Source organism: Streptomyces sp. ATCC 21386 (assembly GCF_018728545.1).
Classification (GTDB): Bacteria; Actinomycetota; Actinomycetes; order Streptomycetales; family Streptomycetaceae; genus Streptomyces.
Window position 1 is genome coordinate 4649380 of record NZ_JAAVVL010000001.1, and the last position, 24487, is coordinate 4673866.

At 72.3% G+C, this 24487-nt stretch carries 20 protein-coding genes and 1 pseudogene; 18 read left to right on the top strand and 3 right to left on the bottom strand.

Annotated features, from left to right (window positions below; genetic code table 11):
* Positions 1-241: 241 nt before the first annotated feature.
* Positions 242-991 carry a hypothetical protein gene (locus GWK25_RS19830; protein ID WP_251828943.1) on the top strand — a complete coding sequence of 250 codons (750 nt, stop codon included), beginning with the start codon at positions 242-244 and terminating at the stop codon, positions 989-991.
* An 88-nt stretch (positions 992-1079) separates the two neighbouring features.
* On the opposite strand, the gene GWK25_RS19835 is transcribed toward GWK25_RS19830, so the two are convergent.
* Entirely contained in the window at positions 1080-1697 is a 618-nt protein-coding gene (locus GWK25_RS19835) for a hypothetical protein (protein WP_215451887.1), read from the bottom strand.
* A gap of 328 nt (positions 1698-2025) precedes the next feature.
* Here GWK25_RS19835 and hisC point away from each other — a divergent pair, with 328 nt between their 5' ends.
* Entirely contained in the window at positions 2026-3072 is a 1047-nt protein-coding gene (gene hisC / locus GWK25_RS19840) for a histidinol-phosphate transaminase (protein ID WP_215451888.1), read from the top strand.
* A gap of 5 nt (positions 3073-3077) precedes the next feature.
* Positions 3078-4763 (top strand): aldehyde dehydrogenase family protein, encoded by a 1686-nt coding sequence (locus GWK25_RS19845; RefSeq protein WP_251828944.1) that lies wholly within the window; start codon positions 3078-3080, stop codon positions 4761-4763.
* A 132-nt stretch (positions 4764-4895) separates the two neighbouring features.
* Here GWK25_RS19845 and GWK25_RS19850 read toward each other — a convergent pair whose 3' ends face one another.
* Positions 4896-5387 (bottom strand): Lrp/AsnC family transcriptional regulator, encoded by a 492-nt coding sequence (locus GWK25_RS19850; protein ID WP_215457460.1) that lies wholly within the window; start codon positions 5385-5387, stop codon positions 4896-4898.
* 129 nt (positions 5388-5516) lie between these two features.
* Between GWK25_RS19850 and pdhA the strand changes: the two genes are divergently transcribed.
* The 14 genes and pseudogenes from pdhA to GWK25_RS19920 all read left to right on the top strand — a co-directional run bounded on the left by pdhA (position 5517) and on the right by GWK25_RS19920 (position 19359).
* Positions 5517-6638: a pyruvate dehydrogenase (acetyl-transferring) E1 component subunit alpha gene (pdhA, locus tag GWK25_RS19855; RefSeq protein ID WP_215451889.1), complete on the top strand. Its 1122-nt coding sequence runs from the start codon at positions 5517-5519 to the stop codon at positions 6636-6638.
* 3 nt (positions 6639-6641) lie between these two features.
* Positions 6642-7715 (top strand): alpha-ketoacid dehydrogenase subunit beta, encoded by a 1074-nt coding sequence (locus GWK25_RS19860; protein ID WP_215451890.1) that lies wholly within the window; start codon positions 6642-6644, stop codon positions 7713-7715.
* On the top strand, positions 7712-9253 hold the full coding sequence (locus tag GWK25_RS19865) for a dihydrolipoamide acetyltransferase family protein (RefSeq protein ID WP_215451891.1): 1542 nt from the start codon (positions 7712-7714) through the stop codon (positions 9251-9253). The genes GWK25_RS19860 and GWK25_RS19865 overlap by 4 nt, the downstream gene beginning before the upstream one ends.
* Before the next feature lie 178 nt (positions 9254-9431).
* Positions 9432-11132 carry a phenylacetic acid degradation protein PaaN gene (gene paaN, locus GWK25_RS19870; RefSeq protein ID WP_215451892.1) on the top strand — a complete coding sequence of 567 codons (1701 nt, stop codon included), beginning with the start codon at positions 9432-9434 and terminating at the stop codon, positions 11130-11132.
* The gene (locus GWK25_RS19875) at positions 11125-12348 is read left to right on the top strand and encodes a thiolase family protein (protein ID WP_215451893.1); all 1224 of its coding nucleotides are present in this window, start codon (positions 11125-11127) and stop codon (positions 12346-12348) included. Before paaN ends, GWK25_RS19875 begins: the two co-directional genes overlap by 8 nt.
* Positions 12345-13097, top strand: a complete 753-nt coding sequence (locus GWK25_RS19880) for an enoyl-CoA hydratase/isomerase family protein (RefSeq protein WP_215451894.1) — start codon at positions 12345-12347, stop codon at positions 13095-13097. The genes GWK25_RS19875 and GWK25_RS19880 overlap by 4 nt, the downstream gene beginning before the upstream one ends.
* Positions 13094-13948, top strand: a complete 855-nt coding sequence (locus GWK25_RS19885) for a 3-hydroxyacyl-CoA dehydrogenase family protein (RefSeq protein WP_215451895.1) — start codon at positions 13094-13096, stop codon at positions 13946-13948. The genes GWK25_RS19880 and GWK25_RS19885 overlap by 4 nt, the downstream gene beginning before the upstream one ends.
* On the top strand, positions 13939-14769 hold the full coding sequence (locus GWK25_RS19890) for an enoyl-CoA hydratase/isomerase family protein (protein WP_215451896.1): 831 nt from the start codon (positions 13939-13941) through the stop codon (positions 14767-14769). Before GWK25_RS19885 ends, GWK25_RS19890 begins: the two co-directional genes overlap by 10 nt.
* A gap of 82 nt (positions 14770-14851) precedes the next feature.
* Positions 14852-15835 carry a 1,2-phenylacetyl-CoA epoxidase subunit PaaA gene (gene paaA, locus GWK25_RS19895; RefSeq protein WP_215457461.1) on the top strand — a complete coding sequence of 328 codons (984 nt, stop codon included), beginning with the start codon at positions 14852-14854 and terminating at the stop codon, positions 15833-15835.
* Positions 15832-16125 carry a 1,2-phenylacetyl-CoA epoxidase subunit PaaB gene (paaB, locus tag GWK25_RS19900; RefSeq protein WP_215451897.1) on the top strand — a complete coding sequence of 98 codons (294 nt, stop codon included), beginning with the start codon at positions 15832-15834 and terminating at the stop codon, positions 16123-16125. The genes paaA and paaB overlap by 4 nt, the downstream gene beginning before the upstream one ends.
* Before the next feature lie 10 nt (positions 16126-16135).
* Positions 16136-16963, top strand: coding sequence for a 1,2-phenylacetyl-CoA epoxidase subunit PaaC (gene paaC / locus GWK25_RS19905; protein ID WP_215451898.1), 828 nt, complete (start codon positions 16136-16138; stop codon positions 16961-16963).
* Complete coding sequence (gene paaD, locus GWK25_RS19910; RefSeq protein WP_215451899.1) at positions 16957-17469, top strand: 1,2-phenylacetyl-CoA epoxidase subunit PaaD; 513 nt, start codon at positions 16957-16959, stop codon at positions 17467-17469. Before paaC ends, paaD begins: the two co-directional genes overlap by 7 nt.
* Positions 17469-18583: pseudogene (gene paaE / locus GWK25_RS19915) on the top strand (1,2-phenylacetyl-CoA epoxidase subunit PaaE). Before paaD ends, paaE begins: the two are co-directional and overlap by 1 nt.
* Before the next feature lie 8 nt (positions 18584-18591).
* The gene (locus GWK25_RS19920; protein ID WP_215451901.1) at positions 18592-19359 is read left to right on the top strand and encodes an enoyl-CoA hydratase/isomerase family protein; all 768 of its coding nucleotides are present in this window, start codon (positions 18592-18594) and stop codon (positions 19357-19359) included.
* A 258-nt stretch (positions 19360-19617) separates the two neighbouring features.
* Here GWK25_RS19920 and GWK25_RS19925 read toward each other — a convergent pair whose 3' ends face one another.
* Positions 19618-22944: an NACHT domain-containing NTPase gene (locus tag GWK25_RS19925; protein ID WP_215451902.1), complete on the bottom strand. Its 3327-nt coding sequence runs from the start codon at positions 22942-22944 to the stop codon at positions 19618-19620.
* Between the two features lie 285 nt (positions 22945-23229).
* Between GWK25_RS19925 and GWK25_RS19930 the strand changes: the two genes are divergently transcribed.
* Positions 23230-24432 (top strand): cytochrome P450, encoded by a 1203-nt coding sequence (locus tag GWK25_RS19930; RefSeq protein WP_215451903.1) that lies wholly within the window; start codon positions 23230-23232, stop codon positions 24430-24432.
* The last annotated feature ends 55 nt before the right edge of the window (positions 24433-24487 follow it).

Consider the following 24487-nt stretch of genomic DNA (forward strand, 5'->3'; position numbering starts at 1 on the left):
GAAACGGCAGGGCGGTGCCCGGCACGGCATGCGGGGAGAGTGCGGAAGGCGGAGGAGAGCAGGGCGGCGCACCGGGACGACCGGTGCCTCGGTCCAGCCCGAGGAGCTTCGAAAGGCCAGGTGACCGGCGCTTTCGAGTTTCGTAACTTTCTTACGGATCGGGAATCTAGGTGTACGCTGGCGCCCTGTCAACGCCTCGGTTCACACCGAATTAACGATCATGAAATGGGAGGAGAAGGACATGACGGAGCGCGCCGCGAGACGCAGGCTCCCCCGGCGCTCACCCGAAGAGACTCGGGCCCTCATGCTGGAAGCGGCCACCGAACTCGTCTGCGCCGGCGCCTCCGACACGAGCGAAGAGGCCGTCTCCGCGGCCCTCGCTCACATCCGCGTCAAGCGGGTCACCGAGGAGGCCACCCGCATCATGCGGGAGAGGCTGGGCGACGACACGGCACCGGCGATCACGACCGGATCCATCTACCAGATCTGGCCCGCGCAGGCCGACTTCCAGGCAGATCTCCTCTTCCACCTCACCAGCCGGCAGGCCGAACTGGTCCCGGGGCTGCCGGAGAGCATCCGCCGTTTCAAGGAGGCGGTCGACAGCGGTACGACCTGGCAGGAGGCTCTCAACGACGTCCTGACGGACAACCACGAGAACCACCGTGTGGACCCGGTCTACCGTGTGCTGCTCGGCTTCTACGCCAGTGCCGCCAACCCGCGCGTCCGCGACGCCCTGGGGCACTACGGCGAGTCGTTCACCGAGGTCGCCTGCGAGGCGTACCAGGCGCTGCTGGACGCCTACGGGCTGCGCATGCGCGCGCCCTACAAGATCGAACATCTCGCCACCACCATCGCCGCCCTGCTCGACGGCTTCCACATGCGCTGGATCGCCGGACATCCCAACCTTGAGGACCCGGAAGGACGGGACCACTGGTCCCTCGCCACCCGGGCCGCGGTGATGGTGTTCGACCAGTTCACCGAACCGGCGTAGACGGGTGCGCACGTCCCTGCGTCGATGAGCGGAGCGTCCGCGCATCGGATCGGCGATCTGCCGCCGACATGATCGCCCGTGCGAGCGGTCACGGATGGTCGATGCCCCAGGGGTTCGGGGTGGGGTCTGCGGGTGTGCCGCACGCGGTCTTCGGTGGGAGGAGGCGCTGGGCGGCGATTCGGGTGGTGCGGAACGCCGTGTCCGCCGTCGTGGAGGCGGGCGTCAAACGACTTGTGGCGGAGGGGAGTTCGGTCCGCCCCAGAGGCCTGCCCGGGTACGCCGCCATGAGGAGGCCGGTGCAGTCGTCGCGTTCCCCCGGTGCGAGGCCCGCGGGGAAGCCGATGGTCCGGGGGCTGCTCCCGTCGGTGGCCAGGCGGAAGCGCAGGACGGACCTCAGGTTCGTCCCCGCCGACGTGGCGGTGGCCTCCCAGAACTGGACCTGCACCGTGATCGGTTCGCACAGGGGCGCGCCGGTGTGCGGACCGATCACCGCCGCCGCGTCCTCGGCCGCCGCCTCGTCGGGGAACGACACCCGCAGCCACTCCGCCCGCCTCTCGGCCGACCAGCCGCCGGCCGCCCGGCAGGCATCGGCGTTCGCCTGCACTCCGTCGGCCTTTGCGGCCTGTTCCGCGCAGCCGGTGGTCAGCAGCGTGAGCACCGCCGTCAGTGACGCCAACGACCCGTGGGCGAGCTGGGGCCTGGACATGGTCTCCCTCGATCGGCGCGGGCGAGGCGCCGGCGGCCTCGCTCAGTGGAGGCAGTCTTCGCGGAGCACGACGAGGGCCGGGGGACCGGAAAGGGGCATGTGGCCGACTTGTGATCAACAGGCTCTCGCGGGGCCGGGCCGTCCGTCTCGCGGGAACGGCTCCGGCGGGGGTCCGACGGGACTACTTGCTGGTACAGGCGCGGCCGATCGACAGTCTGTCGCCTGATTTCCCATTTTGTTGAACGGGTGTCGATCGCTGTCCACGATTCTCCTGTCCAGTGCCCGGAGGCACGACTTCCGGCCCCGTCGCTGCAGAAGCGAGTCGAGCATGGTGCGCGTCCGTTCGTCCCTGGCCCAGCTGCCCGCCTACGTCCCTGGCCGCAAGTTGCCCGGCGCGGTCGCGCTGGCGAGCAACGAGTCCCCGTACGGGCTGCTGCCCGGTGTCGCGGCGCGGCTCGCGGAACTGGCCCAGGGGGTGTCGCGGTATCCCGACATGAGCGCCGCCGCACTCGTCCGGGCCCTCGCCGAGCACCACGACGTCGACCCCGAGCGGATCGCGGTGGGCGCCGGTTCCTCGGAGGTCTGCGCACAGCTGCTGCACTCGGTCGTCGGGCCCGGCGACGAGGTCGTCTTCGGCTGGCGGTCCTTCGAGGCGTACCCGATCCTCACCGCGGTGGCCGGCGGTACGGCGGTGCGGGTCCCCCTGCGCGCGCACGGGCTGGACCTCGACGCCATGGCCGAGGCGGTCGGTGACCGGACCCGGCTGGTGTTCGTCTGCAACCCCAACAACCCCACCTCCACCGCGATCGGCGAGCAGGCGCTGCGCGACTTCGCGGACCGGGTGCCCCAGGACGTACTGATCGTCGTCGACGAGGCGTACCGGGAGTACGCCGACCCGGAGCTGGTCCCCGACGCCCTCGCTCTGCTCGGCGACCGGCCGAACGTGGTGGTGCTGCGGACCTTCTCCAAGGCGTACGGCCTGGCCGGCCTGCGGGTCGGCTACTGCGTGGGCTCGCCCGGCATCGCGGAGCACGTCCGCAAGACCCAGATCCCGTTCAGCGTCAGCGCCCTCGCCCAGGAGGCGGCGGTGGTCGCCCTCGGCGAGCACGCGGAGGTCGTCCGGCGGGCCGCCCTCACGACCGCCGAACGGCAGCGGGTGACACTGCGGTTGCGCGACCTCGGCTTCGAAGTCCCCGACTCCCAGGCCAACTTCGTCTGGCTGCCGCTCGCCGGTGACAGCGCGGACTTCGCCCTGCACTGCCTCGGCGGCGATGTCGTCGTACGCCCCTTCGTCGGCGAGGGCGTCCGGGCCACCATCGGGCTGCGGGCGGAGAACGACGCCCTGCTCGGGCTCGCCGCGAGCTGGAGAGGCTGACGGCCATGCGGGTGGGGCCGTACGAGCGGCATCGCGAGCTGCTGCAGCAGGCGGTACGGGCAGTGGCGGCCGGTGAGTGCTGCGCACCGTTCACTCGCGCGGGGCGGGGCGGCGCCGACGCGGGCATGAGGTCGGCACGGACCGCGGAGAAGGTGTTCGGCTCGCTGTCGGGCCGCGCCTTCGAACTCGGCCAGCCCGGTGAACTCGGCCGGGTGTGCACCGAGTCCTCGCCGTACGGGGTCGTCATGGACATCGGCTATCCGCGGTGCGACCCCGCGGCGCTGGTGGCGGCGGCCGGCCGGGCGATGGCCGGCTGGCGGGCCGCCGGGCCCTACCAGCGGGCCGGGGTGGCGGTGGAGATACTGCGCCGGCTGAACACCCGCAGCCACGAGCTGGCGCTCGCGGTGCACCACACCACGGGCCGGTCCCTGGCGGCCGCGTTCCGGGCCGCCGGGCCGCCCGCCCAGGACCGCGCCCTGGAGGTGGTGGCCCGCGCGTTCGCCGAGTCGGAGCGTGTTCCCGCGGACCTGCGCTGGGAGAGTCCGCGCGGCCGGAAGGAACCGCTGGCGATGGCGGGCACCTGCGCCCTGGCGCCGCGGGGTGTGTCGCTGCTCGTCGGCTGTCCCGAGCATCCCACCTGGAACGGCTGGCCGGCCCTGTTCGCCAGCCTGGTGACCGGCAACCCGGTGATCGTGGCCCCGCATCCCCGGTCCGTGCTGCCGCTGGCGATCACCGTGCGCGTCGCGCGGCAGGTGCTGACGGAGGCCGGGCACGACCCCGACCTCGTCACCCTGGCCGCCGCGGCACCCGGGGAACCCCTGTGGCAGCGGCTGGCCACGGACCCGGCGGTACGCATCGTCGACTTCACCGGTCCTGCCCGGTTCGCCGACTGGCTGGAGCAACACGCCCGACAGGCCGCCGTGTTCGCCCACCGGACCGGACTGAACACTGTGGTCGTCGACTCCACCGAGGACTACCGCGGCCTGGTGCGGGGCCTCGCGCTCTCCCTGTGCCTGTGCGGCGGAACGGTCCGCACGACACCGCAGAACATCCTGGTGCCGACGGCGGGCATCGCGACCGACGAGGGCCACAAGACCCTCCGCGACCTCGGCGCCGACCTCGGCGACGCCGTCGACCGGCTGCTCGGGCACCCGGTCCGCGTGGCCAGGCTGCTGGGCGCGATCGTCGACAACGAGGTGCGCACGGGACTGACACAGGCCGCGCGGTACGGTGCGGTGGTGCACGCCTCCGGGGCGCTGCACCACCCGGATCATCCCGGCGCCGACCTGCGCAGCCCGCTCGTGGTCCGGCTGGCGGCGCGGGACGAGCGGGTCTACGCCCGGGAGTGGCCCGGGCCGGTCGCCTTCCTCGTGGGCACCGACTCGACCACGCACAGCCTGGAGATCTTCCGCCGCACGGTCGGCCGCCACGGTGCGCAGTTCGCCGTGGTGCACTCGACCGATCCGCTGGTCCTGGCGGCCACCGAGGCGGCGGCGCTCGACGTCGGCGTCCACCTGGTGGAGAACCTCGCCGACGACCTGCCCGCCGACCCCTCCTCGGCCGCGCCCGAACCGCCGGGCGGCGGGGCGCACTTCGTCACCGGACGGTTCCGGGTCGTGCGCTCACGCGGCCGCAGCGCCACCGCCGTACGCCCGCCCGGGCGCGACTCCGGGGAGCTCGTCGGCGCCTGACGGGCCGGCCGCACTCCACCGGCCGCACTCCGTCGGCCCGGCCGGACGCCAGGGGGCCCGGTCGGGGCGGCCCGAGGACCGGTCGGCGTGGTCGGGGCCGGTCGGCGTGGCCGGTGCCGGTCGGCAACCCGGTCAGCCCGTCCAGTCCGCCCCGCGCCCCCGCACTTCGTCGAACACCAGCCAGGTCCGCGTCGAACGCACCCCGGAAACCCCCTGGATCCTCTCCAGCACGACCGAGCGCAGCGCCTCGTTGTCCGGCGCGCGCACCAGCACCAGGACGTCGAAGTCGCCCGTCACCAGGGAGACATGCTCCACGTACGGGATCTCGCGCAACTCGCGCGAGATGTCCCGCCAGGCGGCCTGCTCGGTGCTCAGGGTGACATAGGCGCTGGTGCCGAGGCCGGCCCGCTTGGGGTTCAGCTGCGCGGTGAAGCCGGTGATCACCCCCTCGGACAGCAGCCTGGCGATGCGTGTGTAGGCGTTGGCGCGCGAGATGTGCACCTGTTCGGCCAGCGCGCGGACCGACTGGCGGGCGTCCTTCAGCAGCCGGGCCAGGATCTGACGGTCGGTGTCGTCGAGCGGGACGGCAGTTCGTCCGGGCACGGGCCCCGTCGGCGAGTCCATCTCAGACACATTGTTCTCCAGAAGCTGAGAATTCGGCACTTCATCTGCGGTTCACGCGAAGTCTTGAACACATATTCCCTCGTCGTCACCATTCTCCTGTCAAGCGTCCAGAGAAAGCGAGCGCCCTCCATGTCCGTGAAGAGCCTCCGACAGACGGTCCAGGGCCTCCTGCCGTCCCTCACGCCGGTGCGGTTCGTGGCCGAGGACGGCACCGCCGTGGCCAAGCCCCCGGCCGGCTACCGCGAGCCCTCGGTGGAGGTCCTGCGCGAGGCCTACCGGCGGATGGTCCTGGGGCGCCGCTTCGACACCCAGGCCACCGCGCTCACCAAGCAGGGGCGCCTCGCCGTCTACCCCTCCAGCCGGGGCCAGGAGGCCTGCCAGGTCGGCGCCGTGCTCGCGCTGCGCCCGGACGACTGGGTGTTCCCGACCTACCGGGACTCCGTCGCCCTGGTCACCCGGGGCATCGACCCGGTCGAGGTGCTCACCCTGCTGCGCGGCGACTGGCACTGCGGCTACGACCCGGCCGCCACCCGCGTCGCCCCCCAGTGCACCCCGCTGGCCACCCAGGTGCTGCACGCCACCGGCATGGCCGAGGCGCAGCGCCGCAAGGGCGAGGACGGCGTGGCGATGGCCCTGATCGGTGACGGCGCCACCAGCGAGGGCGACTTCCACGAGGCGCTGAACTTCGCGGCCGTCCTCCGCGCGCCGGTCGTCTTCTTCGTCCAGAACAACAAGTACGCGATCTCCGTCCCCCTGGCCAGGCAGACCGCGGCACCCGCCCTCGCCTACAAGGGCATCGGCTACGGGGTGCGCTCCGAGCAGGTCGACGGCAACGACCTGGTCGCCGTGCTCGCGGTGCTCACCGACGCCGTCGCGCACGCCCGCGCCGGGCACGGCCCCGTCCTGGTCGAGGCGCACACCTACCGCATGGACGCGCACACCAACGCCGACGACGCGACCCGCTACCGCGACGCCGAGGAGGTCGAGCGCTGGGGCGCCGCGGACCCCCTCAGCCGACTGGAGACACACCTGCGGGCCCGCGGCGCCCTCACCGACGCCGACACGGCGGCCGCACGGGAGGAGGCGGAAGCCCTGGCCGCGGACCTGCGTACCCGCATGAACACGGACACCGCCCCCGACCCGCTGGAGCTGTTCGACCACGTCTACGCCGAGCCCACCCCGCAACTGCGCGAGCAGCGCGCCCAGTTGGCGGCCGAGCTCGCCGAGACCGCCCTGACCCAGGAGGACTGACCCATGGCCGAGACCACCGAGGCCACCGGCCCCACGGAACCCACCGGGCCCACCGAGCCCACCAAGGTCACCATGGCGCAGGCGCTCAACACCGCCCTGCGCGACGCCCTGCGCGAGGACGACCGCGTGCTCGTCTTCGGCGAGGACGTCGGCCCGCTCGGCGGCGTCTTCCGCATCACCGACGGACTGACCCGCGACTTCGGCGAGGAGAGGTGCTTCGACACCCCGCTCGCCGAGGCCGGCATCGTCGGGCTCGCCGTCGGCATGGCCATGGGCGGCTTCCGGCCCGTGGTGGAGATGCAGTTCGACGCCTTCGCCTACCCGGCGTTCGAGCAGATCGCCTCCCACGTCGCCAAGCTGCGCAACCGGACCCGGGGACGGCTCTCGCTGCCGCTGGTGATCCGCGTCCCGTACGCGGGCGGCATCGGCGGGGTCGAGCACCACTGCGACTCCAGCGAGGCGTACTACGCCCACACCCCCGGCCTGAAGGTCGTCACCCCGGCGACGGCCGAGGACGCGTACTGGCTGCTGAGGGACGCCATCGCCGACCCCGACCCGGTGGTCCTCCTGGAGCCGAAGAAGCTCTACTGGTCGCGCGAGGACACCGATCTGGCGCGGCGCGGCGCGCTGCCGTTCGGGCGGGCCGCCGTACGGCGGGAGGGCCGTGACGCCACGGTCGTCGCCTACGGGCCGTCGGTCCCGGTGGCCCTGGCCGCGGCCGAGGCCGCGGCGGCCGAGGGCATCGAGCTGGAGGTGGTCGACCTGCGCACGATCGTCCCCTTCGACGACGAGACGGTGTCGGAATCGGTACGGCGGACCGGGCGATGCCTGGTCGTGCAGGAGGCTCAGGGTTTCGCCGGGGTCGGGGCGGAGATCGCCGCGCGCGTCCAGGAACGCTGCTTCCACTCGCTGGCCGCACCCGTCCTGCGCGTGGCCGGCTTCGACATCCCCTACCCGCCGCCGAAGCTGGAGCACGCGCATCTGCCCGGCGTCGACCGGATCCTCGACGCCGTCGACCGCCTCCAGTTCGGCGACGAACCGGACACCCGGCATCTTGTGAAGGGAGCGGTCGCATGACCACCGCAACGCGTCCGGAGCAGCTGTTCCGGCTGCCCGACCTCGGCGAAGGGCTGACCGAGGCGGAGATCGTCGAGTGGAAGGTCGCCGTCGGCGACACCGTGACCGTCGACCAGGTCGTGGTCGAGGTCGAGACCGCGAAGGCCGCGGTCGAGGTGCCGGTCCCGTACGCGGGCACCGTGCTCCGGCTGCATGCGGAGGCGGGCACGGCGCTGCCGGTGGGGGAGCCGTTGATCACCGTGGGGGAGGGGGCACCCGCCGTGGCCGACGGGTCCGCGGGCGGGCCCCGGACCGAGCAGGCGGGTGGCGCACCGGAGCCGGGGAGGGCGGCCGACGCGGCGGCGGAGCGTTACCGGGAGGAGGAACAGGCCGGATCCGGCAATGTGCTGATCGGTTACGGCACCGGCCACGGTCCGACGACCTCGCGCCGCCGCCGCCGCGCCGCAGCGGCGGCGGGCCCGTCCGTGGGCGCCGCGCCTGCCGGAGCCGCCGGAGATGCTGCCGGTGCCGCGCAGCGATCCGGAGCGGTCGAGAGTGCCGCACCGGCGGGCGGCTCCGCATCCGCGTCGCACGCCGCACCGGACATCTCGGCCACCGCCACCGCCACCGCCACCGCCGCCCCGGCGCCTGCCCCCCGGGTGATCTCGCCTCTCGTGCGGAGGATGGCCCGGGACCACGGCGTAGACCTCGGCGGCCTTTCACCGTCCGGGCCGGCGGGCGTCGTGCTCAGAAGGGACGTCGAGCAGGCCGTCGCCCGGGCCGCCGGGCGGCAGGCCGCGAGCCCGAGCCCGGCGCACGAGGCCGCGGCCCCGGCTCCCGCACCGTCGGAGCCGACCACGGCGGCCGGTCCCGAGCGCATCCCCCTGCGCGGAGTCCGCCGCGCCGTCGCAGACAAGCTCTCCCGCAGCCGGACCGAGATCCCCGACGCCACCACCTGGGTCGACGTGGACGCGACCGGGCTGCTGGAGGCCAAGAAGGTGCTGGAGTCCGCCGGTTCCGGCACGCGCATCGGTCTGCTGGCGCTGTTCGCCCGTATCTGTGTCGCCGGGCTGCGCCGCTTCCCCGAGCTGAATTCCACGGTCGACACCGAGCGCCGGGAGATCCTCCGCCACGGCCAGGTGCACCTGGGCTTCGCCGCCCAGACCGAACGCGGGCTGGTCGTCCCGGTGGTCCGCGACGCCCACCTCATGACGACCGTCCAACTGGCCGCCGAACTCGCCCGGTTGACCGAGCTCGCCCGCGCCGGGAACCTGCCTCCGTACGCGCTGACCGGAGGCACCTTCACCCTCAACAACTACGGGGTGTTCGGCGTCGACGGATCCACACCGATCATCAACCACCCGGAGGCCGCCCTGCTCGGCGTCGGGCGCCTGGTCGACAAACCATGGGTCGTGGACGGCCGGTTGACGGTCCGCAGGGTCACACAGCTCTCCTTCAGCTTCGATCACAGGGTCTGTGACGGGGGAGTGGCCGGTGGCTTCCTGCGCTTCGTGGCCGACTGCGTCGAGCGTCCGGCGACCCTGCTCGCGGACGTCTGATCCGCCGGCCTCACCCGTAGGCGCCCACCCCGGTCCCTCGCCCGCTCCGGGGCCCGACGCCTCGCGGCCCCTGCCTCACAGGCCCTGCATTCCAGGCCCTGCCTCCCGACCCGCCCCGCATCCGCCGCCTGGCGGACCGCACCCACCGACCTACCGAACGTTCGGCCAGGAGTTCCCGATGCCCACCGATTTCCACGCCCGCCACGCGGACCTGCTCCAGCAGGCCGTGGAGCACGCCGCCGACCGCGGCCACTGGACGCCCTACCCGGAGACACCCAGCACCTCCGCCTACGGAGCCGAGGCGCCCCACCAGGGCGAGGCCGCCTTCCGCGCCCTCCTCGGCAACCCCTTCCCCCTCGAAGGACACCCCGGCGCGGGCACCGTCCCCGCCACCGAGTTCTCGCCCTACGGCTTCCCGCTCGGCATCAGCTACCCCTACCTCGCACCCGACACGGCCGTCACCACGGCCAAGGCCGCCGCCACGGCATGGCGCGCCGCGAGCCCCGACACCCGGGCCGGGGTCGCGGCCGAGATCCTGGCCCGGCTGAACGCGGCGAGCTTCGAGATCGCGCACGCCGTCCAGCACACCACCGGCCAGCCGTTCGTGATGGCCTTCCAGGCCGGCGGCCCGCACGCCCAGGACCGAGGGCTCGAAGCGGTGGCGTACGCCTGGTACGAGCAGAAGCGCCACCCGGCCACCACCCGCTGGAGCAAGCCGCAGCGCCGGGGCGGCCCCCTCGCCATGGACAAGACCTACACCCCGGTCGGACGCGGCGTCGCCGTGCTGATCGCCTGCAACACCTTCCCCACCTGGAACGGCTACCCGGGCCTGTTCGCGAGCCTGGTCACCGGCAACCCGGTCATCGTCAAGCCGCACCGGCGGGCCGTGCTGCCGCTGGCCATCACGGTACGCATCGCCCGCGAGGTCCTGGCGGAGGCCGGATTCGACCCCGACGTGGTGCTGCTCGCCGCCCAGCGCCCCGGCGAACGCACCGCCCCCGCCCTGGCCACGCACCCCGACGTGCGCATCGTGGACTTCACCGGGTCCAGCGAGTTCGGCGACTGGCTGGAGACCAACGCCCGCCAGGCCGCCGTGCACACCGAGAAGGCCGGACTGAACACCGTTCTCGTCGACTCCACCGACGACTACGCCGGACTGCTGCGCAACCTGGCCTTCTCGCTCGCCCTCTACAGCGGTCAGATGTGCACCACCCCGCAGAACATCCTGGTCCCGCGCGCGGGCTTCACCACCGACCAGGGGCCGCGCACGGCCGACGCGTTCGCCGCCGACCTGGGCACGGCGCTGGACAAGCTGCTCGGCGACCCCGCGCGTGCCGCCGCCACCCTGGGCGCGATCGTGAACGAGGGCGTCCTGAACGGGCTGGAGGAGGCGGCGACAGTCCTCGACGGCCGTATCGCGCACCCCTCCCGGAAGCTGACGCACCCCGAGCACCCCGAAGCCCTCGTCCGCACCCCGCTGGTGGCCCGGCTCGACGCCGGGGCCGACGAGAAGACGTACACCAGCGAGTGGTTCGGACCGGTCTCGTTCGTCATCGGCACCGACTCCACCGCGCACGGCCTGCGGCTCCTGCACGACACCGTCCGGCGCCACGGCGCGCTGACCGCCTCGGTGTACACCACCGACGCCGACGTGCTGGAGGCGACCCGCGAGGCCGCGCTGGACGCGGGCGTGCACCTGTCGGAGAACCTGACCGGCGCCGTCTTCGTCAACCAGTCCGCCGCCTTCAGCGACTTCCACGGCACCGCGGCCAACCCCGCCGCCAACGCCGCCCTCACCGACCCGGCCTTCGTCACCGGCCGCTTCTCGGTGGTCCAGTCCCGCCGCCACGCCCCCGCCGAGGAGCCCGCCCATGTCTGACGACGTCTTCCTGATCGACGGCGCGCGCACTCCCCAGGGCCGCTACGGCGGCGTACTGGCCTCCGTACGTCCCGACGACCTGGCCGCCCTGGTGGTGGGTGAGGCCGTGCGCCGCGCGGGGATCCCGTCCGAGGCCGTGGACGAGGTGGTCCTCGGGGCCGCCAACCAGGCCGGTGAGGACAACCGGGACGTGGCGCGCATGGCCGTACTGCTGGCGGGGCTGCCGCACACCGTCCCCGGCTACACGGTCAACCGGCTCTGCGCCTCCGGGCTGACCGCGGTCGCGAACGCCGCCCAGGCGATCCGCTCCGGGGAAGCGGACCTGGTGGTCGCGGGCGGGGTGGAGTCCATGACCCGCGCCCCCTGGGTGATGGCCAAGCCCGGCACCCCCTGGGCCAAGCCGGGGGAGGTGCACGACACCTCACTGGGCTGGCGCTTCACCAACCCGCGCTTCGCCGCCGCGGACCGGGCCGTGCCCCCGGGGGCCGGTCCCGAGACAGTCAGGGTGACCCTCACGATGGGGGAGACGGCCGAGGAGGTCGCGGCCCTGGACGGCATCACACGTGCCGAGTCCGACGCGTTCGCGCTGCGCAGTCACCAGCGGGCCGTGGCGGCCCGGGAGGCGGGGCGCTTCGACCGCGAGATCGTGCCGGTCCCGACGAAGGACGGCGAGGTCACCCGTGACGAGGGGCCGCGCCCCGGCACGACCCTGGAGAAGCTCGGCGCGCTGCGGACCATCTTCCGCGAGGACGGCATCGTCACCGCCGGTTCCTCCTCTCCGCTGTCGGACGGCGCCGCCGCGCTGGTGGTCGCGAGCGCCGAAGCGGTACGGCGGTACGGGCTCACCCCACGGGCGCGGATCGTCACCTCCGCGTCGGCCGGCGTGCAGCCCCATGTCATGGGCCTCGGCCCGGTTCCCGCCACGGAGAAGGCCCTGGCCCGCGCCGGATGGCAGGCCGGGGACGTGGACGCGGTCGAGCTGAACGAGGCGTTCGCCGCGCAGGCGCTGGCGGTCATGCGCCGACTCAAGCTCGACGAGGAGAGGGTCAACGCCGACGGCGGCGCCATCGCGCTCGGCCATCCCCTCGGCTGCTCCGGCGCCCGCATCCTGTTGACGCTGCTCGGCCGGCTGGAGCGCGAGGACGCCCGCCGGGGCCTGGCGACGCTGTGCGTGGGAGTCGGCCAGGGCGTCGCGATGCTCGTGGAGCGCGTATGAGCACCGCAACCGCCTACGAGACGCTGCTCGTCGAGGAACGCGAGGACCGGGTCGTCGTCACCCTGCACCGGCCCGAGGCGCGCAACGCCATCAGCGGCCGCATGATCGCCGAACTGCACGAGGTGTGCGGTTCTCTGGAAGCCGATCCGAAGCTGCTGCTGCTCACTGGGCACGGCGGTGTCTTCGCGGGCGGTGCCGACATCGCCGAACTGCTGCGACGCGGCCGCGACGAAGCCCTCCAGGGCATCAACAGCCGCCTGTTCGAGCGCGTGGGCCGACTCCCCATGCCCACGCTCGCGGCCGTCGACGGCTGGGCCCTGGGCGGCGGCGCCGAACTGGCGTACGCCTGCGACCTGCGCATCGCGGGTCCGGACGCCGTCTTCGGCAACCCCGAGCCGGGGCTCGGCATCCTCGCCGCGGCCGGGGCCTGCCGACGGCTGCCCGAGCTGGTCGGCGAGTCCGTCGCCAAGCAGGTGCTGCTGGCGGGGCGGAACCTCGACGCGGCCGCGGCTCTGGCGGCGGGGCTGGTCATCGACGTCGTACCGGCGGAGAAGCTGCTGGACGAGGCGCACGCCCTGCTCGACCGGATGGCCCGCTCCTCCGCCACCGCGCTGCGGCTGACGAAGCTCGTCGTCGACACACCGGGCGCCCATCCGGTCGTCGACGACCTCGCGCAGGCCGTGCTGTTCGAGGGACAGGACAAGAAGGACCGCATGACACGCTTCCTGGAGAAGAGGAGCCGGGCATGACCTCAGCACCCGCAGTCGTCGGCGTCGTCGGCGGCGGCCGCATGGGCGCCGGCATCGCACAGTCCTTCGCGACGGCCGGTTCGGCCGTGACCGTCGTGGAGAGCGGCGACCAGGCCGCGGCCGCGGCACTGGACCGTGTCGCCGCCGGACTGAGCAGAGCAGCCGAACGCGGAGCCCTCGCCGAGCCCGTGGAGGAGGTGCTGGCCCGGGTGACGACGGTTCCGTCCGTCGACGCCCTGCCCTCGCACGCCGACCTGGTCGTCGAGGCCGTCCCCGAGGACGCCGCGCTCAAGGCGCGGCTGCTGGCCGCCGCCGAGCGGGCGGTGAGCCCCGGCACCGTACTGGCCAGCAACACCAGTTCCCTCTCGGTCACCGATCTCGCCGCCGTCCTCACCCGGCCCGACCGCTTCCTCGGCATGCACTTCTTCAACCCGGTGCCCGCCTCCGCACTGGTCGAGATCGTCGTCACGCCCGACACCGGGACCGACACCGTGGAGGCGGCCCTCGACTGGACCCGCTGCCTCGGCAAGAAGGACATCGTCGTGCAGGACACGCCCGGGTTCGCCAGCAGCCGCCTCGGCCTGGCCCTGGGCCTGGAGGCGATCCGCATGGTCGAGGAGGGCGTCGCCGAACCGGACGCCATCGACGACGCCATGCGGCTCGGCTACAAGCACCCCATGGGGCCCCTGCGCCTCACCGACCTGGTCGGACTCGACGTACGCCTCGCCATCGCCGAGCACCTGCACGCCACACTCGGCGAACGCTTCGCCCCGCCCCGGCTGCTGCGCGACAAGGTCGCCCGCGGAGAGCTGGGGCGCAAGACGGGCAAGGGGTTCCACACATGGGAGTGAGCGGCACGGCCGCGCCCGCGGGCGACGAGGCGCGCAGCGGCGGCGTCGGCTACACCCTGGACGGCGGGGTCGCTGTCATCGCGCTGCGCAGACCCTCGGCGGGAAACGCCCTGGACACGTCGGCGCGCGCCGGACTGATCGCCGCCGTGCGCCGGGTACGCGGCGACGGCGACCTCGTCCGGGCGGTGCTCCTCACCGCCGAGGGCCGGCACTTCTGCGTCGGACAGGACCTCAAGGAGCACGCGCGGGCACTGGAAGCCGCACCCGCCTCCGCCTTCGCCGTCGTCCGGGACGAGTACAACCCGCTCGTCGAGGAACTGCGCACGCTGCCGCAGCCCGTGGTCGCGGCCGTCGAGGGCGCCTGTGTCGGAGCGGGACTGGGGCTCGCGCTCTGTGCCGACCTGCGGGTCGCCGGATCCGGGGCCCGCTTCGCGACCGCGTTCACCGGGATCGGCCTGGCCGCCGACAGCGGTCTGAGCGCGGCCCTGGCGCAGGCGGTCGGTCCCTCGCGGGCCGCCGCCCTGATGCTCCTCGGCGACCGCTTCGACGCGGAAGCGGCGCAGCGGTGGGGCCTGGTCCACACCGTGGTGCCGGACGGCGGCGCCGCCACGGAGGGTCTGGCTCTCGCCAAGCGCCTCGCCACCGGTCCCACCGCCGCGTACGCCGAGGTCAAGGCGCTCCTCAGGGCCGACGGAGCGCCCCTGCCCGTTGTCCTGGAACGCGAGGCGGCGGCCCAGGAGCGACTGGGCGCCACCGAGGACCACCGGGCCGCCGTACGGGCCTTCCTCGACGGCCGGCAGCCGTCCTTCGACGGCCGCTGACCCGACTGCGGCGCTTGCCGTGACACGAAGAACTCAACCGTGACGCACACCGAGCCAATGTTCGGTGGGGAAGGCAGGAGAGATGCCAGCGACACACGCCGACGCGTCGGCGGACCGTGCAGAGCCGGAACTCCAGGAGCATTTCGATGCGACGATCGCGCGGGATCAGCGGATCGAGCCGCGGGATTGGATGCCGGAGGGGTATCGCCGGACGTTGGTGCGGCAGATCGCGCAGCATGCGCATTCGGAGATCATCGGTATGCAGCCGGAGGGGGAGTGGATCACGCGTGCGCCGTCGCTGCGCCGTAAGGCGATCCTGTTCGCGAAGGTGCAGGACGAGGCGGGGCACGGGCTGTATCTGTACTCGGCGGCGGAGACGCTGGGTGCCGATCGCGCGGATCTCACGCAGTGGCTGATCGAGGGGCGTCAGAAGTACTCGTCGATCTTCAATTATCCGACGGTGAGTTTCGCCGACGTGGGGGTGATCGGCTGGTTCGTGGACGGTGCGGCGATCTGTAATCAGGTGCCGTTGTGCCGGTCGTCGTACGGGCCGTATGCGCGGGCGATGGTGCGGATCTGCAAGGAGGAGTCGTTCCATCAGCGGCAGGGTTATGAGCTGTTGCTGACGTTGATGCGTGGTACCGACGCGCAGCGGGCGATGGTGCAGGACGCGGTGGACCGCTGGTGGTGGCCGTCGCTGATGATGTTCGGTCCGCCTGATGACGCCTCGCCGAATTCGGCGCAGTCGATGGCGTGGAAGATCAAACGGCACAGCAACGACGAACTGCGCCAGCGGTTCGTCGACATGACCGTCCCGCAGGCCGAGAAGCTCGGTGTCACCCTGCCCGACCCCGAGTTGAGCTGGAACGCCGAGCGCGGCCACCACGACTTCGGCACCCCCGACTGGGCCGAGTTGACCAGGGTGATCTCCGGCGACGGGCCCTGCAACGCCGAGCGCGTCGCCCGGCGCCGGGCTGCCCATGAGGAGGGCGCCTGGGTGCGTGAGGCGGCCACGGCCCACGCCGCCAGGCAGGCGTCCCGTACGCGGAAGGGAGCGGTGGCATGACCGCCGGGAAGAACGACTGGCCGTTGTATGAGGTGTTCGTGCGGGGCAAGCGTGGTCTGAACCATGTCCATGTGGGTTCGTTGCACGCCGCTGACGACCGTATGGCGCTCACGCACGCGCGTGACCTGTACACGCGCCGCAACGAGGGCGTGTCGGTCTGGGTCGTGCGCTCCGAGTACATCGCCGCTTCCACCCGTGACGAGAAGGATCCCTTCTTCGAGCCGAGTGCGGACAAGGTGTACCGGCATCCCACGTTCTACGACATCCCCGACGACGTCCCGCACATCTGAGGAGCAGGGTATGAGTGACGACCACGTCTACCTGAGCCTCGCCGAGGGGCACGAGGACGACACCCGCTGGGCGTACGGCACCGGTTTCGAGGACCCTCTGCACGGGGTGGACACCACGGTGCCCGAGGGAGTGGACACCGGCGAACTGGCCGCCGTCTGTGTGGCGTTGGCCGACGACGCTCTGGTCAGTGCGCAGCGGCTGGCCGAGTGGACCACCCGTGCGCCCGAGCTGGAGGAGGAGGTGGCCCTGGCGAACATCGGGCTCGACCTGCTGGGTCAGGCCCGTCTGCTGTATGCCCGTGCCGGGCAGGTCGACGGTACCGGGCGGGGCGAGGACGCCTACGCCTACTTCCGTGACGCCGGCGACTTCCGCAACGTGCGCCTGGCCGAACTGCCCTGCGGGGATTTCGCGTTCACGGTCGTCCGGCTGCTCGTGCTGTCCAGCTGGCGTCTTGCGCACTTCGAGCGGCTGGCAACGCACCCGGACCCGGTGCTCGCGGCGATCGCGGCGAAGGGCGTCAAGGAGCTGAGCTATCACCGGCAGTACGCCGCCGAATGGGCCGTACGCCTCGGCGACGGCACCGCCGAGTCGCGTCACCGGATGCGGGACGCGCTGGAGCAGGTCGCGCCGTACCTGGAAGAGCTGTTCACCGCGTACGACGTCTGGGAGCAGGTCGGGGCGGTGCTGAAGCAGGTCACGGAGGCGGCCGGAGTGCCCTTGCCGGTGTGCCGACCGCTGCCCGGCGCCGGGCGCGACGGCGAGCACGGCGCGCACCTCGCCCCGCTGCTCGCCGAGTTGCAGAGCGTGGCCCGCGCCCACCCGGACGCGACATGGTGACCGCACTGACGGATGAGCGCCGTGCCCGTCGCATCGCCGCGTCCGTGCCGGACCCCGAGCTGCCCATGCTCACCCTGGCCGACCTCGGCGTGCTGCGGGGCGTCGAGACCGGCGAGGACGGGACGGTCGTCGTCAGCCTCACCCCGACCTACTCCGGCTGTCCGGCCATGGCCGAGATGCGCGCCGACGTGGCCGCGCGCCTGGCAGCGGCCGGATACGCGGTCCGGGTGCGCACCGTGCTCGACCCGCCCTGGACCACCGACTGGATCACACCGAGCGGTCGCCGCACCCTCGCCGAGCACGGCATCGCGCCCCCGGGGCCGGCGACGCGACCCTCCTCCGGGCCGGTGCCGCTGACGCTGTCCCCCACCCGCCCCGCGGTGCCGTGCCCCTTGTGCGGCTCGGCCGACACGCAGGAGACCTCCCGCTTCGGCGCAACCTCCTGCAAGGCGCTGTGGCGCTGCAGTGTCTGGCGCGAACCCTTCGAGTACGTCAAGGAGATCTGATGGAGGACCAGCTGCCACCCGGCACCTCCGCCCCCGTGCCCGTGCGGCGACGCCGCCCGGCTTTCCACCCCTGCGCGTGGCCGCCGTGCAGCGGCTGTGCGAGGACGCGGTCGCGGTCGGCTTCGACATCCCGGACGACCTGGTGGAGGAGTTCGCCTTCGCCCCGGGGCAGTCCCTCACCCTGCGCCGCGAGATCGAAGGGCGGGACGAGCGTCGCTCCTACTCGATCTGTTCGCCGGTGGGCGCTCGGCCGCGCATCGGGGTGCGCGAAATGCCCGGCGGGCTGTTCTCCTCCTGGCTGGTCCACGACGTACGGCCCGGCGACACCCTGGAGGTGATGGCCCCCACCGGCGCCTTCACCCCCGAACTCACCGCGCCCGGCCACCATGTGCTGATCGCCGCCGGCTCCGGCATCACCCCCATGCTCTCCATCGCCGAGTCGGTCCTCGCCGCCGACGACCGCTCGCGGGTCACACTGTTCTACGGCAACCGCCGCACCGGATCGGTCATGTTCGCCGACGAACTCGCCGACCTGAAGGACCTCCACCCGGCCCGCTTCCAACTCGCCCACGTCCTCTCCCGCGAACCCCGCGAGGCCGAGATGCTCTCCGGCCGCCTGGACACCGACCGCCTCTCCGCCCTCATCGGCGGCCTCGTCGATGTCACCGCGGCGGACCACTGGTGGCTGTGCGGACCCCACGGCATGGTCCGCGACGCGCAACGGGTCCTGGCCGGTCTGGGGGTGCCCGACACCCGTATCCACCAGGAGCTGTTCCACGCGGACGACGCACCGGTACGGCAGACGCGGCGGCACGAGGAAGCCGTCACCGAGGGCCCCGTCAGCCTGGTCACCGTCACGCTCGACGGCCGGTCCACCACGGCCGCGCTGCCCCGGGCGGCCACGGTGCTGGACGGTGCCCAGAAGACGCGCCCGGACCTGCCCTTCGCCTGCAAGGGCGGTGTGTGCGGCACCTGCCGTGCCCTGGTCACCGCAGGGGAGGCCGACATGCGCCGCAACTTCGCCCTCGAAGCCGCCGAGGTCGCGGCCGGCTATGTGCTGACCTGCCAGACCTTCCCCGTCTCCGAGACGCTGACCGTCGACTTCGACAGCTGAGGAAGCCCATGTCCGTGCATCTGGAAGTCGCCGAAGGTGTCGGCACGATCCGCCTCGACCGTCCGCCGATGAACGCCCTCGACATCGCCACCCAGGACCGGCTCGGCGAACTCGCCGCGGAGGTGACCGAGCGCGACGACGTCAGGGCGGTGATCCTCTACGGCGGCGAGAAGGTGTTCGCGGCCGGCGCGGACATCAAGGAGATGAAGCCCCTCGACCACGCGGGCATGGTCAGGCGCTCGCGGCCGCTCCAGGACGCCTTCACCGCTGTCGCTCGCATACCCAAGCCGGTCGTCGCCGCGATCACCGGCTACGCACTCGGCGGCGGCTGCGAGCTGGCCCTCTGCGCCGACCATCGGATCGCTGCCGACCATGCCAGGCTCGGCCAGCCCGAGATCCTGCTCGGACTGATCCCCGGCGCGGGCGGTACCCAGCGCCTGTCCCGGCTCGTGGGCCCCTCCAAGGCCAAGGACCTCATCTTCACCGGCCGGACGGTCAAGGCTGACGAGGCCGTTCGGATCGGCCTGGTGGACCTCGTGGTTCCGGCCGCCGAGGTGTACGCGCACGCGCGGGACTGGGCCGCCCGGCTGGCCAAGGGCCCCGCACTCGCGCTGCGGGCCGCCAAGGAGTCGATCGACCGGGGCCTGGAGACCGACCTCGACACCGGTCTCACCATCGAGCGCAACTGGTTCGCGGGCCTGTTCGCGACGGAGGACCGCGAGCGGGGGATGCGCAGCTTCGTCGAGGAGGGCCCCGGCCGGGCGACGTTCCTCTGACACACGGCTCGCAACGGTTGGATCGCGCGGCTTTCCCCGGCCGACATGACGGGTCGTCCCGCCGGCCGGAGGTTGCCAGGCAGGGGCGGCGTCACTCTTCCGTCGCCGGCCTCTGCGCCGTGGCCTCCGCGCGCCCGGGCCAGGTGAGCTCCTGATGCGCTCCGACCCCGCGGGCACGAGGAGTTGTGACCTAGCGACAGGCGACCTCAGGTGCTCCAGTGTGAGGGCGGAGCCTCGAAGGGGCCCAGAAGACCCTGATCAAGTCGTCGCGGCTCCTCCTGCGACGGCGATGGGGTGCACCGTGCCGTCGCGCAGGACCCTTACGCGGGCGCGGCGACTCGCCTCGTAGGCGTGATGGTGGGCCTGGGGGAAACGCATGCTGTCGAGGTCGCCGCCGGGAAGGAAACGGACGAGCCAGGCGACCGACTCGGGGCCCTCGGTGGCGGCCGCGGCCACCGTCAGCAGCTTTTCGTAGTCTCTGCGGAGGGTGCCGAAGCCTGCGCTAGGGGTGCTCTGGAAGTACTGGAAGACGGCTTGGACCCGCGAAGGAGGTATGACGTTGGGGATCTCGTAGGGCTGCAAGTGTTTACCGCTGCTCAGCTGGTCCAGGCATCCGTCCACTTCGTCCTCGGGCGAGAACGCGTACAACCAGTCCCGTGCCTTGACGCCCTCGGGGCCCTGCAATGCGGCCCGGGCGCGCAGGTCCTCCACGATCCCGGTGACGCCGTACGGCACCAGGACCGAGACCAGGCGATGTGGGGTGGACACGGATTCGTCCATCTCCTCCTGGACGTTCCAACGGTCCAGCAGTACCACTTCGCCGTTCACGATCGCCGTGCGGATCACGTCCAGGACCACCGGCACCCCCCACGCGGCCAGCGTCGCCGACGCTGCCACGCGCAGGCTCGCGTCGGGGTGGCGGACGAACCTGTCGAGTTCCTGGGGGTCTCCAGGGCTCTCGTCCAGGCATTCGAGCGCCAGGCAGCGTGCCTGGATGGTCACCGTGTTGTCCCGGACGAGGGCGAGGAGTTCGTCTCGCGGAGCGCGTCCGTGACCTGCGGCGACATGGTCACGTACGGCCGTGAGCAGAGCCGTGCCGCTGCCCATCGAGCGGAACCGGTCCAGCAGTGTCCGCACCCCCGCCTCGCCCGCCGCGTCGAGGTAGGCACCGGCCACGTCTTCGTCGTCGAGGGCCTGCTGCAGGAGGCCGAGCAGCCGTTCGGCCGTGCCGGGGTCCCGATTGTTTTTGAGCGCGTCCCGTACGGCCGCGGCGACGACCTCGAACCATTGCAGGCGCACACGTCTCTCCAGCGCGTCGAGGAAGACTTCGGCCGGAGCACCCGCCTGACCCAGTGCCCGGACGACCAGAGCGATTCCCTTGGCCGCCGACCAGGTGCCGCGTCTGGACCCGTCGCCCACATGTGTAAGCCGCCTCTCCAACTCCGCACGTAGCGCAGGAACCGCAGCCTCCACCCGCAGGGTGCCCAGCGCGGTGATCAGGGCCTCCCTCAGGTAGTGGACAGAGTCGACCCCGCCCAGGGAGAACGCGCCCAGCAGCCGTTCCCCCACCCGTCTTCCTCCGTGCGCCCCCAGCGCCTGGATCAGTGCGAGCCGGGCCTCGCCGTCGCGTTGGTCGTCACAGATGTACGCGATGACCTCGTCCAGTTGCTCGTCGGACCGTGCCATCCCGACCAGTGCCTCGGCCGCCCGGCGTTTCTCGTCCAGGTGAAGGGAAGCGCCCAGCAGATGCCAGACGGTGGCCACGATCTCCCGTCGCAGGGCCACGTCGGCCACGCGGGGGCTGCCCGTCAGGCAGCGGGCTGCCAGCAGCAGGTCGGTGTGGAAGAGGTCGTCGTCGGGCAGGACGAGGAGCCCGGAGCCGTCGGTACGAGGCTGGTCCGGGTCCAGTTGCAGGAGCCCGGACAGCAGCGGTGACGTGTCCGGCAGAGCCCCCGCCAGCAGCAGGATCACTTCCTCCCACCACGGGTCGTAGCGTGCCGTCACCGCCTGCCTGATCCCCTCGGCGCCCCGCTCCAGCAGGGCCGCGGCGGTGAAGTGTTCCTGGAGGGTGAGATGCAGGAAGCCGTACCAGCCGTGCGCCTGTGGCTTGAGCAGGCCGTACTGTGCGGCGATCTCCTCGAGGATGGCGCGGCTGTCCTCGGGGGCGATGTCGATCGTCGGCAGGAAACGGGCGATCTGGTCGAGTAGGTCGTCCTCGGGGAAATAGCGCAGACCGCGCTGGTGGTAGTGGCGGGCGATCTCCTTCAGCAGGTCCTGTTTGCGGTCCGTGGTGAAACGGCTGTAGCGCGAGATCTTGCGATGGGCGTCCCACTCGCGGAGCAGGACCTCCACACACCGCTGGTACAACGCCGCCCGTCGCTCCGGAAGTTCGAGATCCCGCTCGTAGACGATCGCGATCAGACTGAGCAGCAACGGGTTCGCGGCCAGAGTCTGCAGTCGGCCGTTGGCCGAGAGGGCCCTGGTCAGGCCCCCTCGGCGACGGTCACCGGGGCCGAACCAGTTGCTGACGAACATCTCGATCTGGGGCCACTCGAAGTCGAGGGCCTCCAACACCTGGAACTGGGGCAGCCCGCCCCGCCAGCCCTGCCGACGGCACGTAGTGGCGATCGGAGCCCGGGGAAACCGAGTTGCCAGGCGCGCCAGTTCGGTGGTGACGCGGTGATAGGCGCTCTCCGCCTCGCGTGCGCTCTCACCGCCCAGCACCTCGTCCAGGCCGTCCAGCAACAAGGCCGCACTGCCCTCGGTGAGCTTCTCCACGATGTAGTCGCGGGCCTCCTCGAAGCCGTACTGATCCGCCCAGTGTTCGGCGAGATGGTCGAGCAACGACGCGTGCCCGCTCTCGATGAACCGGAACAACTCGACGTACGCCGGCAGCACCGGCAGCGACTCGTGCTCCGACTGGGTCGCCATGCGAAGGGCCAGGTGCCGCAGCATCGTCGTTTTCCCGGCGCCCGGGTCACCCACGACCACGATGCGCCGGTAGCGCTGGAGAGCGTCGACGGGCGCGTACGTGTGGACGACGGCCTGGGTGTCCGCCGCGGCGCGGGCCTCGGCGCGCTCCGCCTCCGTGCGCCAGGTCCGGCGCTCGGCGTCCGTACGACGAGCCTGGCGCTCGACCTCGTCGGCGGACAGGAACCGCAGCGGCTGCTGCTCCTGCACCCCCACCTGCACGTACAACTGCTCCAGTCGCAACGGTCGCGACATGTCCAGGATGCGCATGGTCGACAGTTCCTGCACCAGCCGCGCACAGTAGGCCGCCGCACCCGCCTCCAGCGTGGAGCGTCGGGCTGCCACTCGCTGGACAGCCCGTTCCCGCTCCTGTTCCTCCTCGCGGGCGGCGCGCCGACGTTCACGCTCCGTCAGTTGCCGTTCGTGCTCCCATTCCTGCTCCTTCAGGCGCATCTGGGCGGCGGCTTCGAGTTGGATCCGCTGCCGCTCCAGACTCTGTACGCGCTGCGACTGCCACAGTGCCACCGCCGCGGCGACCATCGCCGCCAGGATTCCTCCGAGTGCGGTGATGACGGACGCGCTGTCCAGCGCGAGGTGTTCACCTGACAGCGACACAGGCCCCCGCCCCTCCGTACGACTTCTGTCGATTCTGGCAGCGGGGGCGGCCGTTGAAACCCTTTCGGACTCCTTTCCAGCGAGGGGCGTTGAGGGGGACGGTGACGCTGACGCGGTGGAGTGGTGCGCACGGCGTAGGTGGAGAGCCGGGGGGCCTCCGCCTCGACCTGCCGAACACGCGCCCCCCTCGGCGCGTTTCGCGCGATCCGGCGGGCGCGTGCGCCGGTCGCGTCTGTGTCGTCGGAGCGCCGTCCCCAGCGGCGATCTTGACTAGGGTGGAGCTCCATGTCGACCACAACGCCCGAGCAGCCGCCCCTCGTCGATCCCGCCGAACTCGTCGCGGACCCCTACGCGGTGTACACGCGGCTGCGGGAGACCGGGCCGGTGCACCGGATCGCCGGGACGGACGGACTTCCCGCCTGGCTGGTCACGCGGTACGACGACGTGCGTCAGGCCCTCGCCGACCCCCGGCTCTCCCTCGACAAGCGCAACGCGACCCCCGGCGGTTATCACGGGCTCGCGCTGCCGCCGGCGCTGGACGCGAACCTGCTGAACATGGATCCGCCGGACCACACCCGCATCCGGCGCCTGGTGTCCCAGGCGTTCACCCCGCGCCGTGTCGCCGGCCTGCGCGACCCCATCAGGCGGACCGCCGACGCACTGCTCGACGCCGTCGAACCGCACGGGCGCGCCGACCTCATCGCCTCGTACGCCGCGCCACTGCCGATCGCCGTGATCTGCGACCTGCTCGGCGTGGCCCCGCACGACCGGCACGACTTCCGGTCCTGGACCGACACTCTGATCGCCCCGGACCCGACACGACCGGAACGCGCGAAGGGGGCCGTCCGTGACATGCTGGGCTTCTTCACCATGCTCATCGCGGGCAAGCGCGCCGAGCCGTCGGACGACCTGCTCTCCGCGCTGATCGCCGTACGCGACAACGGGGACCGGCTCAGCGAGGACGAACTCATGTCCCTCGCCTTCCTGATCCTGTTCGCGGGATACGAGAACACCGTCCACCTCATCGGCAACTCCACCCTGGCCCTGCTCCGCCACCCCGAGCAACTGCGCGCCGTGCGTGCCGACCCCGGCCGACTGGGCGGCGCGATCGAGGAGTTGGCCCGCTACGACGGTCCCGTACCGCTGGCCATCCGCCGCTTCCCCGTCGAGGACGTCACCATCGGCGGGGTGGTCGTCCCGGCCGGTGAGACCGTCCTGCTCTCCCTGGCCGCCGCGCACCGGGACCCGCACCGCTTCACCGACCCCGACCGGCTCGACATCGGCCGCGACGCCACCGGGCACCTCGCCCTCGGCCACGGTATCCACTACTGCCTCGGCGCGCCGCTGGCCCGGATGGAGACCGAGATCGCCCTTGCCGCGCTCCTCGACCGGTTTCCCGGTCTGGCCCTCGACATCGCGCCGGACGAGGTGCGTTGGCGGCCGTCCATGCGGGCCCGCGGTCTGCTCGAACTGCCGGTGCGGTTCTGAAGGGTGCGCCGGGCGCCCTCCGACGTGTGCCTCGCGGGTGGGGTGCTTCATGAGG